We start from the raw sequence: 13,873 nt of genomic DNA, 5'->3' as shown, positions 1-13,873 counted from the left end.
TGCGGGTCCTGCTGTGCCAGGGCCGGGTGCGGTGGTCACGGGTCCGGGTCGTCGCGGCGGGCGAGGTCCAGGAGTTCGGCGGCGTGGCGGTAGACGATCGGCATGGTCAGCGGCTCGGCGGCTGCCAGCTCGCCGGCCAGGCGGCCGAGCGGCGTGGCGGGAAGCTGGCCGATGCGGGCCTGTGCGCGCAGCGTCAGCCACAGCCGCAGCCGGGCGTGTATCTCGACGAGCACGCCCGTGTCAGGAAGCGGGCCGCCCAGCAGCACAGGCAGCAGGGCCTCCGGGGCCAGTTCCCACACGATGCGGTCGGTGCGCCTGCCGTCGATCGTGTACACGGAGACCATGTGCGGCAGATTCCGGTACCCGTCCGGCGGGGCGGCGGCGGGCGGAAGCGCGTGGCAGATCGCCGGGTGAACGCGGCCGAGGAGGTCGCGGCGCGTGGCCGTCAGATCGTCGGCGACCGCCAGGGCCAGGCCTGTCAGCGCGGGGGCCGGCAGCTGGCCTTCGATGTCGGTGGCCACCGCGACCGCGTTCACCCACGGAGTCCATACCGCCCGGGTGGCCTCCGCCAGGACGCTGCGCGGCGGCAGGGGCCGCCATCGCACCGTCCGGCCAGCGTGCCGGGCCAGGATCTGGCCCTCGCCGTCCGGCCCGTGATGCAGCGTGATCACACCGGTGCCCGGCACCGGGGCGCTGATCCAGGTATGCGCCTGGTGGGTGAACGGCGAGTCGTCGGCTACTGCTCGTCCTGCCACTGCCACAGCGCGCCCTCCTCGCCCTGGTAGTCGATGACGTACCGGCCGCCGGCCGTCAGCTCCAGCGGGCCGTCCGGGCCCGGCAGCCCCACCAGCGAGACAGCGTCGGCGGCGGAGGCCGGGGTGGGGGCGAGGCGGCCGATCGGGGTGATCTGGCCGCCGGGCCCGCGCCGGCTGGCGATCCAGTCCGTGCCGTCGTGATGGAGGTAGGTCTGGCCCAGCTCAAGCCAATCCCCGCCTGCCGCAGGCGCGACGGCGTCGAGGGGCTGCAAGGCCACGCCGACGACCCGGCCGCGTCTGGTCGCCCGGTCGACGCCGGTCACGTCGAGGCCGGCGACCTTTACCCACTCAGGCTGGCTGTGCCGTCCCACCACTGCCTCCGTTCGATCGGGTCTCATGCCGCCCGCAGGGCGGGCAGCGGGGCCGTCGCCCGGGCGGCCTTGGCGGCGTACATCGCCGCGTCGGCGCGCTGGAGCGCGGCATCGATGTGCTCGCCGGGCGCCAGCAGCGCGGCTCCGACGCTGCACGTGACCTCCACCGCCACGCTGACCCCGGCCGGCACCGCGAGCGCCGCTGTGACCCGTTCGGCGATCCGGCCCGCCAGCCCCGGCGCCGCCACCGCGACCGGCAGCAGGGCCGTGAACTCATCGCCGCCGTAACGGGCCACCAGCGCACCCGGCCCGCACACCGCCGACAGCCGCCTTGCAAGGTCCACGAGCAGCCGGTTGCCGGCCAGGTGCCCGAACGCGTCGTTGTGGTGTTTGAACCCGTCGGCGTCTGCGACGAGCACAATCCAGGCCCTGCCGGTGTGCCGTGCCCGGCAGGCGGTCTTCCACCCGCGCCGGTTGAGCAGGCCGGTCAGGTCGTCGGTGTGGGCGAGCGCGAGCGCCGCCGCCCCGGACCTGCGGGCCCGGCCGAGGGCGATGGTCAGCGCGCCGGCGGCGACGAGGCCGCCGGCCGCGGCGGTGAGCGCCAGGACGTCTCTGCCGCGCATCACGGGCTCACCGCGATCCCGGCTGCGGCCAGGTCATGGCGCGTCGTCCATGCCGTTGGCCAGGCTGCGGTGGCGGCGTCGCGGGCCCGCTCGGCGAACCGCGAGCTCACACACGGCCAGGCCAGGTGGCAGGACGGGTCCGCGCAGCGCCGCGCGTCGTCGGGGTGCGGGTGGTGGGTGGCGGCGAGCCGGTCGGCGGTGCGCGCCAGCCCGAGGTCGACGTCGTCGGTGGGGTTGTGCGCCGTGTCGGGCATGGCAAGCCCCCTTCCTCCTCGAAGCGATCGGGAATGGTCGGCCGCGCGGGGCGGACGAAGACACCGCCCGCCCCGCGCGGGCTATGCGGCGTGCCCCGGGCCGGGCCTCCACATGGGGAAGATCTGGGGTCCGCCGTCGGGCAGCTGGATCGGCACGCCGAGGTCCTCGTAGCCGTGCCGCCGGTACAGCTCCCGGCTGGTGAGGTCGCACGCCTCCAGGTAGGCCGGCACGCCCACCTCGTCCATGCGGGCGTGGGCGTGGTCCAGCAGCCGGCCGCCGATGCCCTTGCCTCGCCACGCCGGCTGCACACCCAGGAGCGCGAGGTGGTCGTGCGGGCTGTGCGGGTGCCGGGTCTCGAACGCCTCGTCGAGGGTCTGGAAGCGCGGCAGGTACTCGCCCGTGGCCGCCGAGAGCTGGGCGGGGTAGTCCGGCTGGTCGGGCAGCGGCGCGGTGCGCGGGAACCACACGGCGGCGCCGATCGGGTGCCCAGCCCGGGTCGCCAGCAGGATCCGGCCGTGCTCGGCGGCGGCGCGGGTGAGGATGGCGAAGAAGTCGCACATCACCGGCTCCAGGCTCAGCCGGTCGGGCACCAGCCATGCGCACACCGCCAGCGGCGGCTCGCAGAACGCGGCCGTCAGCAGACGGTTGACGACGTCGAGGTCGCCCGGGGCGGCGCGGACGATCTCGATGTCACGATCGACGTCGACGGTCAGCGGGGTCTGGGTCATGGTCTGCTCCTCGGGGGTGAGGGTGGTGGACGTGGGGTCGGCCATCGGAGGGCTTCTTCTAGGCGCGGGCCGGGGAGTCGGCCAGTTGCGCGGGCAGGTCGGCGCGCAGTCCGCGGCCGATGCGGGCGTAGACGTCGGGGTTGGTGGCCCGCAGCATCAGCCCCCACGCGCAGCCTGCGGCGGCCAGGGTGGCGAGGGCTGTGGGCACCGCCCAGCCGAGCGCGGACTCAGGGCCTACGCCCAGGACGGCGGCGAAGTTGAGGACGGCGAGGACGACCATGCCGGCCAGGGCTGCGGCGGCGACCGTCGGCGCGATCAGCCACGTCCACACCCCGGGCCGCCGACTCGAGCGGGCGAAGTAGGCGATGACCGCGACTGAGGTGGCGGCCAGTAGCACGAGCACGCCGAAGCTGCCGGCGGTGCCGGCGACGTAGAAGAGTTTGGTGACCGGGTCCCAGCCGCCGATCGCGTAGGCGACGATCACGACGCCGATCAGGGCGGTCTGCAGCAGCGACGCCGCGACCGGGGCGTGGCTGCGCCGGCCGACCCGGCCCAGCCACGCGGGCACGACGCGCTCGCGGCCCAGGCACAGCAGGTAGCGGCTCGACGTCTGGTGAAACGCCATCATGGCCGCGAACAGGGACGATGCGAACAGCACCCGCACCGCCGAGGCCATGCCGGCGCCGAGTTGCTCGCCGGCGACGGTGGCGACCATGTCCGGGCCCAGCTCGCCCGCCCTGGACAGGAACGCCTCTGGCCCGGTGGGCAGCATCATCGCCCACGCGGCACCGGCGTAGAGGACCATCAGCGCCAGCAGCGTGACGACGGTGGCTTTCGGGACGGCCTTGTCGCGGGCTTCTTCGGCGTAGGCGACGCCGTGCTCGACGCCGGCGTAGGCGAGCACGACCACGACCATCGCCGCCCCGAGCGTCGGGACGACCATCCTGTTTGGGCTGAACCCCGCCCACGGCTCGACGAGCGGCGCGGCCTGTACCATCGCTGTCGCGACGTTCGAGCTGGCGGTGGTGACCACGGCGGCGAGCTCGGCGACGCACAGGACCGCCATCACCCGACCCGACAGGGTGATCTTGCGGACGCCCAGGACGCCGACGGCGGCCCAGCAGGCGAGCGCGACCGCCCACCACGGCGGCGAGATGCCCCACCAGCCGTGCAGCAGGGGCGTGACCGCGGAGCCGATCAGCCCGTATGCGGCGGCCTGCACGCCCATGTAGGAGGCGACCGCCAGCCACGCCGCGCCGACACCGGGCGCCCTGCCGAGGCCGGCGGCGATGAACGTGTACATCCCGCCCGCGCTCGGCATGCGCTGTGCCATCGCCAGGTAGCCGACGCAGAACACCGCCAGCACGCAGCCCACCGTGACGATCGTCAGCGGCATGCCGACGACGCCGGTGGCGGTGTAGCCGGTGGGGATGACTCCGGCGTTGACGGTGAGGACGGCGGCGGCGCTGAGCATCAGCGACGTCAGGATCAGGGCGCCGAGCTGACCGGCGTTCAACGCGCGGGCCGCGCCTGCGGCGCCGGGCCGGCGGGCCGAGGTCTGGGGTGGGGACGACATCGTCTACTCCTGCAGGTCAGGATCGGGGGGTCAGCGCCGTCGAGGCGATGGTGTGCTCGACGAGGGCGAGCAGGTCGAACAGGTCCTGCGGCAGGCGGCGGACCACCGCCTTCAACGGCTCGTGCTGCCCGGGGTGGTCGCGCAGCCAGTGGTGGTGCAGGTCCAGGGCCCGGATCAGGCCCGCGAGCGCGGCGTCCGAGGTCGTCGCCCGTGGGCCGGCCGACAACTGGTTGCGGGCCACGACCGCGGCCCATTCCGCGGCGGTCGGGTCCGCTGGGCGGGGTGCGGGACGGCGGCGCAGCAGCGTCTTGTCCGGGATCAGCCACACCTTGCGGGACAGCAAGCCCTCGAGGATCCATTCGGCGGTCTCATCGGCCAGGACCCGCAACCACACTCCGGGCCCTGCTGGCGGGGAGGTGCTCAGCGCGGTGGCGAACTGCCAGCACAGCCCGTCGTAGGAGTTTGTGGTGGCGATGACCAGGCCGTCGCGGAGCTCCGCCCGGCCCGACGCCAGCTCCGCGACCAGCAGCGCGCCCGCCAGGCCGATCCCGAGCGCGACGTCGGACACGAGCGGGCGGCCCGAGTCGGGGTCATGGGCGACGGTGAACAACGCCTCGGCCAGCCCGTCGCCCGCGTCGGCCAGCAGCCGGCCATCGGCCTGCACACCGGGGCGCGGCGTCGCCGCCCACGCCGCCGCGTCCCTGCGGGCGTCCGGACCCGGCGCTTGGAGGTGTGGTGAAGGCTGGCGCGGCACGGAGTGGCGGTGCGGTGCGTCGGCGGTCACGACCGCACCGCCCGCAGACCGCACCTGACCGCGACATCGGGGGTGACCGCCAGGCCCCTCAGCTCCGGCGGGCACCCCCGCGCCCGCGCCCGTGCCCCGTTCAACGACGACACCCGGGCCGGCGTCGCCATCACGGGAATGGTCGGGGAACCGCACTCCAGGGGGCACGCCGACGCGCGGCGCGGTCGGCGGCCGGCGCGTGGAGGGAGTGTTGCTCGGGTGCGCACTGGCGGTCCTCCTCCATGGTCGGGTCACGGCGACGCAGCCTGCCTGTCACCTGCGTCGATGTCTCACCTAACGGGCGTGGCAGACGTGTCGGACAGGCGCACACAGCGGCGGTGACAATGTGTTGACAGCCGGTCGACGACCCGGCCGGGACGTCGGGCTGCCCCCTGGCGTGACCGCTGCCCTGCGTGCTGACCTGCTTCTATTGGCGCCCATAGCGGCTGCGGCGGGTAGACGGCCGATGCGGACAAGAGAGTTGTCCGCATGCTCACGCGCCGGGCGCGGCCGGGACGCCTGGGTAGCATCGCCCGGTGAGCACACCGGCGTTTGACGCCTTGACCAGCGTGGACGGCGGCCTGTTGTGGCTGGAGTCCGACGAGCACGGCACCCACTTGCGGCGGTGGACCGCCGACGCCGGAACGGCCCGTCTCACCCCGCCCGGCGTCGAGGTCGGCAACAGCCTGCACGCCTACGGCGGCGGCGCCTACACCGCCCACGCCGACGCCGTCTGGTTCTCCGAAGCAGGCGCCGACCGGGTCCGTCAGCTGCTCCTGCGGCCGGAGCCCCACCTCGCGTCAGAGCACCTCACCGCCGCGCCAGGCGGGCCCGGAGACCTGGTGTGCTTCGCCGGCGAGCTGTTCGGCGTGCAGGAGCACGACGACAGCGACACGGTGACCGTCTGGGACCTCGCCTCCGGCCAGGCCCGGGATCTGCTCAGCAGTCCGGGGTTCCTTGCAGCGCCTCGTCCCGCGCCCGGCAAGCTGGCCTGGATGTCGTGGAGCGCGGACGTGATGCCATGGGACAGCGCGCAGCTGTGGTGCGGCGACTACACCCCCGACGAGCAGGTCACCGGCGCGCGGCGGGTCGCGGGCGGGCCGCGCGAGGCGGTGGCCGAGCCGCGGTGGGGTCCAGACGGGTCGCTGTACTTCGTCTCCGACCGCACCGGCTGGATGAACCTCTACCGCTTCGACGGCCGGCAGGCGCACACGGTCGTCGAACTGGACGCCGAATGCGCGGCGGCCGGCTGGGAGCTCGGCTACAGCAGCTACGCCTTCCTCCCCAGCGGGACGATCGCCGTCATCGCCCGGCGCGGGCCGCGCGACCGGCTGGTGCTCGTCGAGCAGGGCGAGGCGCGCGAGGTCGAGCTGCCGTTCACGTCGATCAAGCCCTACCTCGCGGTCACCGGCGACCGGGTGGCGATGATCGCCGCGACGCCCCTGACCGCCCCGGCGGTCGTGCTCGTCGACCCGGACGGCGCGTTCGAGGTGATCGCCGGCCCGCCACCGCCAGCCGCGCCCCCGGCCGCCGGGCCGGTGCTGGACTCCACGGGCGGGGTGACCTACCTGCTGCACCTTCCTGAGCAGGCAGGGCCTGTGCCGCTGATCGTGCGGGCGCATCCCGGGCCGACCGACGGCATCACCTGCCGGCGCGACGCCTTCATTGACCATTTCACCCGCCACGGCTTCGCCGTCGCCGACGTCGACTACCGGGGCAGCACCGGCTACGGCCGCGCATACCGTCAGGCCCTCTATCGCCGGTGGGGCCTCGACGACGTCGCCGACTGCGCGACCGTCGCCCAGCACCTGATCGCCTCGGGCGTCACGACGGCCGGCCAGGTCATCGTCATGGGCGCCAGCGCGGGCGGCTACACCGCCCTGCACGCCGCCAGTTCGCCGGGGCCGTTCGTGGCGGCGATCGCCCGTTCCCCGATCACCGACCCGAAAGCGTGGGCCGCCTCAGTGCCGCGGTTTCAGCGCGCGCACGCCCTCGCCCTCGACGGCGGAGCCGGGCGGGTGCGCGCGGAGGAGGTGCGGGTGCCGGTGCTGCTCGTGCACGGCGCCCACGACCCGATCACCCCGGCCTCGGGCACCCTGGCGCTGGCCCGCGACCTGCAAGACCGCCACGCACCAGTCGAGGTGCTGCTCCTGGACACCGACAGCCACACCCTGTCCTCCCCGCACCTGGCCGACGCGGTGCTCGCTGCCGAGCTGCGGTTCGCCCGCCGGGTGCTCGGCTTAGGCCAGTAGCAGGTCGCGGACGTAGTCGGTGAAGTCGCGCACCGCCGGCTCGTTGCGGTAGGCGGCCAGGTCATCGCGGACATCGGCCAGGCGCTGGCGGGTGCGCGCCGAGGACGTCTGCGCGGCGTGGTCGGCGGCGCTGCGCCCGACCGCGCACGCCTCCTCGACCTGCCCGGCCCGCGCCAGAGAGGACGCCTTGAGTGCCTGGTCGATCGCCAGCCGGCGCACGTGCCGCCGCGACACCCCGAGGATCGCGTCGTCGGCCTGCTGCTGCGCCAGCGCCGGGCGCCCGAGGTCGTGGAAGGCGTGGGCGGTCTCATCGGCAAGATAGGCAGGTGAGAAGTACCGGATCCAGCCGGGCTCCTCACCCGGGACCGCGGAGCCGAGGTCGTGCTCGGCGGCCAAGATCGCCTCCGTGGCGGCCTGTTCGTCGCCTTGGCGGGCGTGGGCGCGGGCGGCGACGGCGGTGAACGCCGAGCGCACCAGCGGCCCGGCCCGATGCCGCGTGCCGCGTAGGCCGGTCCGGGCCATCCGCAGGCCGAGAGCCACGTCGCCGCGGTGCAACGCGAGGTGGGCGGTGCTCACAGCGAGGAGATAGCCGCCCAGCAGCCGGTCGCCCGCCGCGCTCGCCCACTGCAGCGCGCGCAGGTAGCAGCCCTGTGCCAGGTCGTCGTGGCCGGAGTCGATCGCCTGGTACCCGGCCAGCTCCCAGAACCCGGCGGCCGTGCGGTACAGCCGCACCGCGACCTCGTCGCTTGCGGGCCGGCCGGCGAGCAGTTGGGCCAGGTGCGTGTCGGCGTACTGGGTGACCTGCGCGAACGTCATGCCCGCGCCCTGGACGTGGTCGAGCTGGCGGAACTCCTCCAGCCGCGCCACCACCGCCTCAACGGACTCGGCGTCGATCCAGCCGACGGCCCGGTCGCCGCGCACCCGCAGGCCGGGTTCATCGTCGAGCAGCCAGTCCAACGCCACCTGCTCCACCGGCACGTCGGCTGACCGCGCGTGCTGTGGCGCCAGGCGTTGCGCCTCCACCGCCGGGCCGAAAGCGACCAGCGCGCCTCCTGCTCCCAGCGCCGTCTCCAGGGAGGTGATCAGCTCCGGGCCAGGCCAGCGCTGAGCCTTCTCAATCTTGCAAATCAAGTCGGCGCTGACGAAAGCCCGCGCACCAAGGTCGGCTTGCGACCAGCCGTGCCGCTCCCGCCACTCCCGGACCGCCGCGCCGAAGGCATGGCGAGGCGAGGTCTGCGGGAACAGCCGCCGGGGAGCCTGTGCCATCGAATAGCCTCGACCTCACGCCAGACGACGCCATCACCGACGCCGCACCTGCCCTGACCCTAGCGTCACCATCCACACCGGTCCATGATCAAGCGCGACCGCCTCGCCAGAGCTGTCATGGACCGGGCGCCGGCCGAAGGCGTTGACACCGCGATGACACTCCACACACCCGACGACGCCCCGCCCGGGCTGCCTCCCTGGGTTAGGTTGCAGACCGTGACCTACCGCATAGGAAGTCAGAGTGAAATAGCAGGTCGACGGCCCGCAAACGTCACTGATCGCATTGGAGCGCGCCGACCCCGAACGCCCCGCTCTGCCTACACAACGGTCTGACGCCATGACGATCAACGACATGCCGCCTATGTCAGCAGAATGTCGAAACTTTTCCGCAGGCTTGCCGACATCGAGAGTGTCGTGGTTGATGCCAGTTCGCCACTCGGCACCTCTGGCGTGGTGGCATACGCTGTCATACTCTGGTCGTGATTCATCCCGCTGGGTTCTGGTTGTGAGGTGGACTGGTGCTTGCGCCGGTTTCTCAATCGTCGTTGAGCGTTGAGCTGCGCTGGTTGCGGGCGTCAGCGGGCTTGACCGGTCCGGTTCTGGCTAGCGATCTGGGCACTTCGCAATCGGCGCTGTCGCGCTGGGAGAACGAACAGCGTCGCCCTCCCGCGGAGAAGGTGATCTCCTGGTTCAGGGTTTGCCTGGAGGCGACCCGGGCTCGACTGGATGACGACACGTTGACGGTTCGTGAGCATCGCCTGCTCGAGCAGGCGTTTGCTCGGATGTCGGCCGATGATTACTTGGAAGGCCTGTTGTGGCTGGCAGCGGATGCGACCGAGGTGGTCAGCAACTTCGTGATCACTCAGCGGGGGCTGGCTCAGCGGCAGCAGGAGTTGATGGATCTCGACCGGCGTGTGCGACGCTTGCGGGTCTTCCAGCCATTGATGTGTCCAGGGCCGTTTCAGACGCTTGAGTATGCGCGAGCGGTGATGCTGGGGTATGACGCGGTCACTGAGGCCGAAGCCCTGGCCGCGGCGGAGCGGCGCTTCGCTCGAGGTGAGGCGATGAAGCTGCCTGGTGCCGCTGCCTATCATGCGGTGATCACCGAGCAAGCGCTTGATCTTCGCTTGGCTCGGGCGACTGGCGATCTGCGTCAGGGGTTGCTGTCTCGGCTGGTGGAGTTCGCCCAGCTGGCGCACATCACGGTTCAGGTGATCGAACGGGCGGCACCCTACGGGCACGTACCGGTGAACTCGTTCGCGTTTTACGAGCTGGTCGACGGTGAACCATTTGCATTGACAGAGACCTATAACGCGCAGGTATCGTTCACCGCGCCCCGGGACGTGGAGCGGTATGAGGAAGTGTGGGGCCAACTGGCGGGCATGGCCTTGGACCCCGCGACGACCCGGGTGTGGCTGGAGAACGAACTGCGGATCTCGTGATTGGACGCTACGACATGACGCATCCCTCATACCCACCCTCTGACGATTTCACCAACTGGCGCACCGGGTTCGGCGAGTGTGGCAACGACGCGCCTTGCGTCGAGGTCGGGGACGGCCCGGACGGTTGGAAGGCCATCCGGGACACCAAGCAGGGGGCGGACTCCCCGGTCCTGGCTTTCACGCCGCAGGAGTGGACTGTCTTCCTGAATGGCGCCCGCGAGGGCCAGTTCGACTAGTTGACGACTCGGAGGGCACCGTGACCGTGGTGGGCGATCGCAGCACGAGGAGATTGTGGAGCCTGTACGCGGCGGTCGCGGTGTCCGCTCTCGGCGATGGCGTGTTCGCCGCCGCGATTCCTCTCGCGGCGGCGGCGTTGACGCGCGATCCGGTCGCCGTCGCGGTGGTCGGCGCGGCCGAGATGTTGCCGTGGCTGTTCGTCAGCCCGTTCGCCGGCGCGTTGGTGGATCGGTGGCCGCACCGCCGCGTCATGATCGTCTCGGACGCGGCCCGGGCCCTGCTACTGGCGGGTCTGGCGCTGCTGGTCGCCTGCGGGATGGGTTCGGTCACCGCGATCGCGATCACCGCGGCTTTGGTGATGATCGGCTACACCTTCCACAACACGGCCCAGCAGCACGTCGTGGCGGACATGACCGAGCGAGACCCGGACAGGCTGCACGAGGCCAACGGCAGGGTCAGCGCCGCCACCACCGCCGGCCGGTCGCTGATCGGCCCACCGGTCGGATCGGCCACCTTCGCCTGGTTGGCGTGGATCCCTTTCGCCGCCAACGCCGCGTCTTTCGCACTGTCGGCGGCGCTGGTCTTCCTGCTACCGAGGGACGCGCCCTCGACTGCCGCTCCAGGCGGGCATGAACCGATCTTGCGGTCCATCGGCTCGGGCGTGAAGTGGCTGGCCCGCCATCGCCTGTTGCGCGCCCTGTGCGCTCTCGTGGTGGTCGGCAACATCTCCTACGCAGGGGCGCTGTCCACCTTCGTCCTCTACGCCCAGGACGTCCTGGGCGTGAGCACGGCGGCTTACGGTCTGATGCTGTCGGCTGGGGCGGTCGGCGGAATCGTGATCAGCCTGTCGGCGAAGAGGATCATCGGTTTCCTCGGCGAGATGCGCACCCTGCTCGTCGCGCTGACCGTCCAGGTCCTGGCCTGGGCTGCAATCGCGGCGGTGCCCCTCGCCGCCGTCGCCGGGTGCGCGCTGGCCCTGGCCTCGGCAGGCACGGGCCTGGCCGGCGTGGTGGTGGTAGGCGCTCGGCAACGACTGGCCCCTCCCGCGATGCTCGGCCGCGTCGTCTCGACATTCCGCACACTGGGGGTCGGGGCACTGCCCCTGGGCGCCACGCTCGGCGGCGCGGTCGCCGCGAGCACCGACCTGCGGACTCCCTTGTGGCTCGCCGGCGGGATCCTCGCCGTCGCCGTCGCCGCTTCCGCCCGGCTCCTGCTGACGACGCGGGACGCCCCCATCGCCTGACCTGGCAGTTCTCATCCGGCGCGGCCATCACCCTGGCCGCGCCGTTTCCTTTGCCGACAGCGACCGTTATATCCCCTTGTGCGCTGGCATACAGCGGGATACGGTTTGTCAATCAAACCCCTCGATATGCCAATTCTGGCGAGGGGTGTTGTCGCTGTTCTGGAGGCGATCGGTGAGACAGAAGTCCGACCTCGACACAACCACCGTCCGCGCGCTCGCCGACGAGGCGTCGGCGACAATCACGGCGCTTGCCGCTGACCCCCAGTGCACCCATGGGCTACGGAGGGCCTTGAATGCCTGCCTGGTCGAGCTGGGTCGGTTCGAGCAGCACCTTCGCCCGTCGGCATCCGACGCGACCTCGGGCGTGCGGCGCGTGCAGATCGGGGGCGGCAAGCGCCTGCTTCCGGGGTTCTGCAACATCGACATCGCCGACCCGGCCGATCTCGTCACCGACGTCCGGGAGGGCATTCCTCTGCCCGACGGCTCCGTGGAGTTCGTGTTCACCGAGCACTTCCTCGAACACGTCGACTACCCGGTGTCGGCCAAGACCGTGCTCGCCGAGTGCCACCGGATCCTGGAACCGGGCGGCGAGCTGGTGGTCGGAGTACCCGACGCGGCCTTCGTCCTGGCCGGGTACGCGGCCGGCGACGCCGGGGTCCGGGAGCAGCTGATGTCTCGGTGGTACGGCCGCAGAGACGGACTACACGACTACGACACCTATCTCGGCGTGGTCAACCTGGTGTTTCGCGACCAGGACGCCAGCACTCGCTACAGCCCGCATCTGTGGGCCTATGACTACGAGACCCTGTCCGCGCTGTGCCGGCAGGCCGGCTTCGTAACGGTCGAACCGTGGGAACACGACCCGACCATCGGCAATCCGGACAGGGCCTGGGGCAGCGTGTACGTGGCGGCACGCAAGTGACCGGGCCGGAGGGGCACGTGCCGCGTGCGGAGCGCACGCTCGTCGTCTGCAAGCCCGACGCGGTCGCTCGCGGGTTGATCGGCCGGGTCGTGCAGCGTATTGAGGACGCCGGTCTGAAGATCGTCGGAGCGAAGATGGCGCTGATGGACGCGGCGTTCACCCGCCAGCACTACGCCGACCTCGAACAGCGTCACGGAGCCGCCGTCTACGCCGCCAACGCCGAGGCGATGCGGCGTGGCCCCGTCCTCGCCCTCGTCGTCGAAGGCGTCGAAGCGGTCGGCAACGTCCGGCGCCTGGTTGGCCCCACCTACCCCGACCAGGCGCCACCCGGGACCGTTCGGGGCGACTTCGCCCACCACTCCCGCGCCCACTGCACCGCGGCCGGCAAGGCCGTCGCCAACCTCATCCACGCCTCCGCGACACCGGAGGAGGCCGCCGCCGAGGTGGCCCTCTGGTTCTCCGAAGCGGAACTGTTCGACTACACCACCGCCGCCGAGCTCTACACGTTCTGACCCCCCGCTGGAGGAGCCGAGCCATGCCCGTGACGATCGCCGCGCTGGAAGACCAACACGCCCGCGCCCTCGCCCTCAACGACGACCGTGCCGCCGCCGAATGCGCCTACGCCCTGGCGATCCGCCACCGAGACGCCGGAAACACCGAGACCGCCCGCCAGTTCGCGCGGCAGGCGCTGGAGATCGCACACCGGTTGCCGTCGCAGACCCTGAGCGACGTCGCCTCCGACCGCCAGGCGGTGGGCGACGTGCCTCTGCCTGAGTTGTTCCACGACGGCGTCGTCGCCGCCCGGCTCGCCGACCTGCTCACCGAAGCGGGAGATCCGGATGCCCGTTGAGATCGAGTTCCGCGCCCGACTGACCGCCGCGGAGCGCGAGGTGCTGGAAGGCCGATTGCGTGTCGAGGCTCTCGACCTCGGGCAGGACGACAAGGAGATCGTCTTCTACGTCCTGCCCGACAAGCTGTTGAAGGTCGTGCGCAATCTGACCGCGCAGACCGCGATGGTCGTGGTCAAGACCAGCCGCATCGGCGAGGGCGCCGCGTTTCCCGAGATCGAGCTGCCGATCGCCGACGCCGACATCCCCGCGGCGGTCGCGGTCTTCGATGCGCTGGGCTACGCCCAGCTGCGGCACACCGCCGTCACCGAGCGCCACAACTATCGCTTCGACGGCGTGGACCTGGCGGTCAAGTGGAGCAGGGACTGGGGCCACCACGTGGAACTGGAGATCGTCCTGCCCGACACCGCCGGCCCGGAGGATCAGCTTGAGGCCGAGAGGCAGATCGGAGCGGTCGCTGACCACCTGGGCGTCACGGTGATGACCGAGGAGGAACTACGCCAGTTCACCCGCCGGTTCGAAGCCGCCGCCACCCACCCCTAGCCCGCACATCCCCCGCTTCACCTGGAAG

General features: G+C 71.9%; 16 protein-coding genes. 8 read left to right on the top strand and 8 right to left on the bottom strand.

Annotated features, from left to right (window positions below; genetic code table 11):
• Positions 1-35: 35 nt before the first annotated feature.
• The 7 genes from A3G1_RS0123680 to A3G1_RS39835 form a co-directional block, all read right to left on the bottom strand.
• Positions 36-755, bottom strand: coding sequence for a hypothetical protein (locus A3G1_RS0123680; protein ID WP_157641349.1), 720 nt, complete (start codon positions 753-755; stop codon positions 36-38).
• Complete coding sequence (locus A3G1_RS0123675) at positions 737-1,126, bottom strand: hypothetical protein (protein ID WP_026212450.1); 390 nt, start codon at positions 1,124-1,126, stop codon at positions 737-739. The genes A3G1_RS0123680 and A3G1_RS0123675 overlap by 19 nt, the downstream gene beginning before the upstream one ends.
• A gap of 23 nt (positions 1,127-1,149) precedes the next feature.
• Positions 1,150-1,749 (bottom strand): GGDEF domain-containing protein, encoded by a 600-nt coding sequence (locus A3G1_RS36475; RefSeq protein ID WP_018351981.1) that lies wholly within the window; start codon positions 1,747-1,749, stop codon positions 1,150-1,152.
• On the bottom strand, positions 1,749-2,003 hold the full coding sequence (locus A3G1_RS0123665; RefSeq protein ID WP_018351980.1) for a hypothetical protein: 255 nt from the start codon (positions 2,001-2,003) through the stop codon (positions 1,749-1,751). Before A3G1_RS0123665 ends, A3G1_RS36475 begins: the two co-directional genes overlap by 1 nt.
• A gap of 81 nt (positions 2,004-2,084) precedes the next feature.
• Positions 2,085-2,777, bottom strand: coding sequence for a GNAT family N-acetyltransferase (locus tag A3G1_RS0123660; protein WP_018351979.1), 693 nt, complete (start codon positions 2,775-2,777; stop codon positions 2,085-2,087).
• 13 nt (positions 2,778-2,790) lie between these two features.
• Entirely contained in the window at positions 2,791-4,308 is a 1,518-nt protein-coding gene (locus tag A3G1_RS0123655; RefSeq protein WP_018351978.1) for an APC family permease, read from the bottom strand.
• Between the two features lie 16 nt (positions 4,309-4,324).
• On the bottom strand, positions 4,325-5,092 hold the full coding sequence (locus A3G1_RS39835) for a GOLPH3/VPS74 family protein (RefSeq protein WP_157641347.1): 768 nt from the start codon (positions 5,090-5,092) through the stop codon (positions 4,325-4,327).
• Positions 5,093-5,628: 536 nt separating this feature from the next.
• Between A3G1_RS39835 and A3G1_RS38945 the strand changes: the two genes are divergently transcribed.
• Positions 5,629-7,344, top strand: a complete 1,716-nt coding sequence (locus A3G1_RS38945) for a S9 family peptidase (protein ID WP_157641346.1) — start codon at positions 5,629-5,631, stop codon at positions 7,342-7,344.
• Here A3G1_RS38945 and A3G1_RS0123640 read toward each other — a convergent pair.
• The gene (locus A3G1_RS0123640) at positions 7,333-8,610 is read right to left on the bottom strand and encodes a helix-turn-helix domain-containing protein (protein WP_026212448.1); all 1,278 of its coding nucleotides are present in this window, start codon (positions 8,608-8,610) and stop codon (positions 7,333-7,335) included. The two genes, A3G1_RS38945 and A3G1_RS0123640, sit on opposite strands and share 12 nt — an antisense overlap.
• 518 nt (positions 8,611-9,128) lie before the next feature.
• On the opposite strand from A3G1_RS0123640, the gene A3G1_RS0123635 reads away from it, so the two are divergent.
• The 7 genes from A3G1_RS0123635 to A3G1_RS0123605 all read left to right on the top strand — a co-directional run bounded on the left by A3G1_RS0123635 (position 9,129) and on the right by A3G1_RS0123605 (position 13,845).
• Positions 9,129-10,052, top strand: coding sequence for a helix-turn-helix domain-containing protein (locus A3G1_RS0123635; protein WP_157641345.1), 924 nt, complete (start codon positions 9,129-9,131; stop codon positions 10,050-10,052).
• 14 nt (positions 10,053-10,066) lie between these two features.
• Positions 10,067-10,288, top strand: a complete 222-nt coding sequence (locus tag A3G1_RS0123630) for a DUF397 domain-containing protein (protein WP_026212447.1) — start codon at positions 10,067-10,069, stop codon at positions 10,286-10,288.
• A 20-nt stretch (positions 10,289-10,308) separates the two neighbouring features.
• Positions 10,309-11,532, top strand: a complete 1,224-nt coding sequence (locus A3G1_RS36455) for an MFS transporter (RefSeq protein WP_157641344.1) — start codon at positions 10,309-10,311, stop codon at positions 11,530-11,532.
• A 172-nt stretch (positions 11,533-11,704) separates the two neighbouring features.
• The gene (locus tag A3G1_RS0123620) at positions 11,705-12,454 is read left to right on the top strand and encodes a class I SAM-dependent methyltransferase (RefSeq protein WP_026212446.1); all 750 of its coding nucleotides are present in this window, start codon (positions 11,705-11,707) and stop codon (positions 12,452-12,454) included.
• Positions 12,451-12,966: a nucleoside-diphosphate kinase gene (locus A3G1_RS0123615; protein ID WP_018351971.1), complete on the top strand. Its 516-nt coding sequence runs from the start codon at positions 12,451-12,453 to the stop codon at positions 12,964-12,966. The genes A3G1_RS0123620 and A3G1_RS0123615 overlap by 4 nt, the downstream gene beginning before the upstream one ends.
• 23 nt (positions 12,967-12,989) lie before the next feature.
• A complete protein-coding gene (locus A3G1_RS0123610; protein ID WP_018351970.1) occupies positions 12,990-13,304 on the top strand; it encodes a hypothetical protein in 315 nt (104 codons plus the stop codon).
• Positions 13,294-13,845, top strand: coding sequence for a CYTH domain-containing protein (locus A3G1_RS0123605; RefSeq protein WP_018351969.1), 552 nt, complete (start codon positions 13,294-13,296; stop codon positions 13,843-13,845). Before A3G1_RS0123610 ends, A3G1_RS0123605 begins: the two co-directional genes overlap by 11 nt.
• Positions 13,846-13,873: the final 28 nt, after the last annotated feature.

Origin of the sequence: Longispora albida DSM 44784, assembly GCF_000379825.1 — a bacterium.
GTDB classification, from domain to species: domain Bacteria; phylum Actinomycetota; class Actinomycetes; order Mycobacteriales; family Micromonosporaceae; genus Longispora; species Longispora albida.
The sequence above is the reverse complement of the archived record's forward strand: the minus strand, read 5'-3'. Positions and strand labels throughout refer to the sequence as shown.

What these genes read in the sequence shown, in the direction of transcription:
- A3G1_RS36475 (WP_018351981.1), bottom strand. Translation starts at nt 1,749, where the DNA reads ATGCGCGGCAGAGACGTCCTGGCGCTCACCGCCGCGGCCGGCGGCCTC.
- A3G1_RS0123665 (WP_018351980.1), bottom strand. Translation starts at nt 2,003, where the DNA reads ATGCCCGACACGGCGCACAACCCCACCGACGACGTCGACCTCGGGCTG.
- A3G1_RS0123660 (WP_018351979.1), bottom strand. Translation starts at nt 2,777, where the DNA reads ATGGCCGACCCCACGTCCACCACCCTCACCCCCGAGGAGCAGACCATG.
- A3G1_RS0123655 (WP_018351978.1), bottom strand. Translation starts at nt 4,308, where the DNA reads ATGTCGTCCCCACCCCAGACCTCGGCCCGCCGGCCCGGCGCCGCAGGC.
- A3G1_RS0123640 (WP_026212448.1), bottom strand. Translation starts at nt 8,610, where the DNA reads ATGGCACAGGCTCCCCGGCGGCTGTTCCCGCAGACCTCGCCTCGCCAT.
- A3G1_RS0123630 (WP_026212447.1), top strand. Translation starts at nt 10,067, where the DNA reads ATGACGCATCCCTCATACCCACCCTCTGACGATTTCACCAACTGGCGC.
- A3G1_RS0123610 (WP_018351970.1), top strand. Translation starts at nt 12,990, where the DNA reads ATGCCCGTGACGATCGCCGCGCTGGAAGACCAACACGCCCGCGCCCTC.
- A3G1_RS0123605 (WP_018351969.1), top strand. Translation starts at nt 13,294, where the DNA reads ATGCCCGTTGAGATCGAGTTCCGCGCCCGACTGACCGCCGCGGAGCGC.